At 45.2% G+C, this 3,706-nt stretch carries 4 protein-coding genes; 3 read left to right on the forward strand and 1 reads right to left on the reverse strand.

The genetic code is table 11. The features are described 5' to 3' along the window. Positions 1–5 precede the first annotated feature (5 nt). The gene (gene mtaB / locus WCO51_11005) at positions 6–1,334 is read right to left on the reverse strand and encodes a tRNA (N(6)-L-threonylcarbamoyladenosine(37)-C(2))-methylthiotransferase MtaB (GenBank protein MEI6513782.1); all 1,329 of its coding nucleotides are present in this window, start codon (positions 1,332–1,334) and stop codon (positions 6–8) included. Positions 1,335–1,447: 113 nt separating this feature from the next. Here mtaB and lpxK point away from each other — a divergent pair, with 113 nt between their 5' ends. The 3 genes from lpxK to WCO51_11020 all read left to right on the forward strand — a co-directional run. Further along, positions 1,448–2,455 (forward strand): tetraacyldisaccharide 4'-kinase, encoded by a 1,008-nt coding sequence (lpxK, locus tag WCO51_11010; protein ID MEI6513783.1) that lies wholly within the window; start codon positions 1,448–1,450, stop codon positions 2,453–2,455. Further along, positions 2,439–3,296 (forward strand): lysophospholipid acyltransferase family protein, encoded by an 858-nt coding sequence (locus WCO51_11015; GenBank protein MEI6513784.1) that lies wholly within the window; start codon positions 2,439–2,441, stop codon positions 3,294–3,296. Before lpxK ends, WCO51_11015 begins: the two co-directional genes overlap by 17 nt. Before the next feature lie 67 nt (positions 3,297–3,363). Next, the coding region (locus WCO51_11020; protein ID MEI6513785.1) for a hypothetical protein at positions 3,364–3,706 on the forward strand (343 nt) is incomplete at its 3' end.

Genomic DNA, 3,706 nt, shown 5'->3' on the forward strand with positions numbered 1-3,706 from the left:
CGATTTTACAGAACACACAATCGTTCATATCGGCTCTCCTTAAGTGGTTTAGCTGCCAGTTCACCCAATTGAATCTCGTTAGCTTTTTGCATCAGCCTTACATTCGCAAGCTCTCCGCAAAGGCTCGATGATCCTGCAAAATGGACTTCTATATAATTATCCGTATGTCCGCTAAGTAATCCTGACTTTGATGATTTCCTCTCAACTAATACTCTCATATCTCGCCCAAGATAGTTTGTGATATAAGCATTTCCTGTCTGCTGGCAGAGTTCGATAAGCCTTTTGCTGCGCTCTTCCTTATCAGCTTCGGAAGTGCAGTTAACCATAACAGCCGCAGGGGTGCCGGGGCGTGGGCTGAAACGGAAGATATGACCTCTCAAAAAGCCAACTTCTTCGACCACTTCGCAAGTATTATTAAAAGCAACTTCATCTTCACCAGGAAATCCTACCAAAATATCAGTCGTAATAGCCATGTCTGGAATTGCAGCAATTACCTCTTTGCATTTCTTAATGAAGTAGTCCCGCGAATAGGGCCGATTCATTGCTTCAAGAATGCGATCATCTCCGCTTTGCAGAGGGATATGAAGATGTGGACAGATTTTAGGCGTGCGCTTCATTGTATCTAGCAGCTTGTCGGATACATCAGTCGTTTCAATTGAACTCAAGCGAATTCGCTCGATACCATCGATTTTAGCCACTTCTTCAATTAATTCAGGCAAATCAGGCCCGCCACTGCCTGTTTCCTCGCCATAATTACCAATGAGCACCCCAGTAAGAACAACTTCCTTAAACCCTTCAGCAGCTAAATGCTTTACTTCATCTACAACTTCATCCCAAGCGCGACTGCTGCGAACCGGACGGGTGTAGGGGATAGAGCAATAAGAGCAATAGATATTACACCCATCCTGTACTTTTACTGTTGCTCGTGTTCGTCTTGATAGTTTGGGACTATTTAGGGGAGCGGGTTCTTCGATAAGTCTTTGTTCAAGCTCTGGATATGATTTTAGGAGATAGCTGATCGTATCGAGCTTATCCTGATTAGGGACCATGACATGCGCTAATTCTAAGGTTTCCCCCTTGTTATGTGCCATTTGTGAAGCGCAACCAGTTATAACAACGATGCTATCGGGGTTGCTTCGCGCAGCTTTACGAGCAGCATATCGTGACTTGCTTTCAGCTGTGTGGGTAACCGAGCATGAGTTAATTACGTACACATCGGCAGGAGAGTCGAACGAAACTATCCTGAATCCTTTCAGCTCGAATGATTCAAGAATTTTCTGTGTTTCATATTGATTGACCTTGCAGCCAAGTGTAGTAAACGCTGCCGTTGGCACTTCTCCCCCTCTACTATTTGCATTCAGAACGCACAATATGCTACCACAATCGGTACACCATGACTAACTGGCATACATTAATTGAAAGCGAAAATCCGTTGTTGGGGATGAGGATGGCGGCGGGGTTGTACTCACTGGGATGGCGATGCTATCTTGGGTGGTATGAATTGGGGCTAAAAAGAAGGTTTAAGGCTCCTTGTTTGGTTATTGGGGTTGGAAATTTGACCGTGGGGGGGACAGGGAAGACGCCTTTTGTGATTATGCTTGCCGAACTGCTCACTGCTCAAGGAATGAAGGTAGCAGTTTCTTGCAGTGGTTATGGAGGCAAGGCTTGGAAAGAGACGACCCTTCTTGAACCTAACCAGAAGCTGCCACCTGAGATAATCGGTGAAGAACCACTTCTCATTCGCAATGCGCTTCCTGATATCCCTATCGTTATCGGCCAAAAGCGTGTCCCTGCAGTAAAGGCCGCATATGAAAGGTGGAAACCTGATGTCATTATCTTAGATGATGGTTTTCAGCACTTGCCACTGGCACGTGATATTGACATTGTGCTTATGGACGCCAATAAACCATTTGGCAATGGCTTCACGCTCCCTGCTGGCACGTTGCGCGAACCTATAAGCGGCCTTCATCGTGCATCGGCAATCGTTTTGACTTCACAGCAAGACTGTGTCTCTGAGCCTATTATTCACTCATTTAACCCTAAGCTGCCGGTTTTCAAAGCTTATCGAGGAGTAAATCAGCTTTGGGAAGCTCGCTCGGGAACTGTGAATGAACTTGAAAGGCTAGAGGAATCGGGTATTATTGCTGTGAGCGCAATTGGCGACCCGTCAAGCTTTGAAAATACCCTCAAAGTCTTGGGCGCTAACTTGCTTGAGGTAGTCAGAAAACGCGATCATTATGCCTATTCTGCTACTGACATGAGCCAAATTGAAGCGATTGCTCAGCGGCGAAACGCAGATGCTATTGTGACAACGGAAAAGGACTATGTGAAGCTTCAACCGTTTGTCTTAAAAGTAGGCATACCCATTTTTATTCTGAAAGTCAAAATGCGTCTTGAATCAGAAAGTCTCTTTGTCGATTGGTTAGTGAATTTAATCCATGCGCAGAAAAGCTAAATCTAAGCTAAAAAAACAAATTGAGTTGGGGTTTGGGTTATTTGCTTTGCAGATATCTCGAGCAGTATTCAGATTGATGTCATTAAAGACCGCTTTTCGGTTGGGCACAGGGTTAGGCAAGCTTGCCTATCGAATAATGCGCTCAAGGCGGAAGATGGCTTTGAATAATCTGCAAGCGGCCTTCCCTGATTGGTCAAAAGAACAGCGTGAGACGGTTGCAAGAGGGGTTTTTATTAATTTGGGTTGCAGCCTTGCTGAGTTTATGAAAGCTCCCTCGATTGGTAAATCTCGCTTAGCTGATATGTTCGAAATTGAGGGAAAGCAGTATTTTGATGAAGTAATGAGTGGGGGCAAAGGCATATTGCTCATTACAGCTCACACTGGAAATTGGGAACTTGCGGCACGGTATATTTCTATTTGTTTAGGACATCCAGTAAAAGTAGTTGCGCGAAACGCGGATGATCAAGGGACAACATCACTGGTAAATGACATCAGAAACCAGAGCGGCTATGATGTAATGGCTCGAGGTAATGCAGCTAAACAAATACTAAAGGCGCTTAAGCAAAACATTGTTGTCGGTATCTTGCCAGATCAGAATGCGGGGGATTTGTATGTTCCTTTCTTCGGTATGGAGTGCGGATCGGTAGCGGGGCCGGCAGTGCTGCACATTCGAACGGGCGCTCCTCTATTACCGGTATTTTCTGTGCGATTACCTAATGGACGGCATCGGCTTGAAGTAAAACCACCAATTGTTTTCGATCGAACAGGCGATACCGATACAGATGTTAAAACTATTATGACTCTAATCCAAGCTGAGATCGAAGCCCACATAAGACGATAGCCGGATCAATGGCTATGGATACACGATCGTTGGCGCTCTGCGCGTAAACGGTCACAGGAGTCTGTTAGTGCAAATTGACATGACTGGGATAAAAAGTGTACTCATCGTCAAACTTTCTTCAATTGGCGATGTTATTCATGCCTTACCAGTAGCAGCCGCTCTTAAACGCACCTATCCCGATATTAAACTAAGCTGGTTGGTCGAAGCTAAATGTGCCGATGTTGTGAACGGCAATCCCTATGTTGATGAAGTCATCCCCTTTCCGCGACATAATTGGAAGGGAAAACGCTTGAAATGGCGGACATGGATTGAGGCGGCGAGGTTTGCCAAAATAATTGCTAAAAGGTTTGACTTAACACTCGACCTTCAAGGACTATTGAAAAGCGCTATCTTAGCTCGTATATCCTCTC

It is taken from the genome of bacterium (genome assembly GCA_037131655.1).
In the GTDB taxonomy this organism is placed as follows: Bacteria; Armatimonadota; Fimbriimonadia; order Fimbriimonadales; family JBAXQP01; genus JBAXQP01.

Coding starts and splice junctions, on each gene's coding strand:
- WCO51_11015 (MEI6513784.1), top strand. CDS start 2,439: ATGCGCAGAAAAGCTAAATCTAAGCTAAAAAAACAAATTGAGTTGGGG.
- lpxK (MEI6513783.1), top strand. CDS start 1,448: ATGGCGGCGGGGTTGTACTCACTGGGATGGCGATGCTATCTTGGGTGG.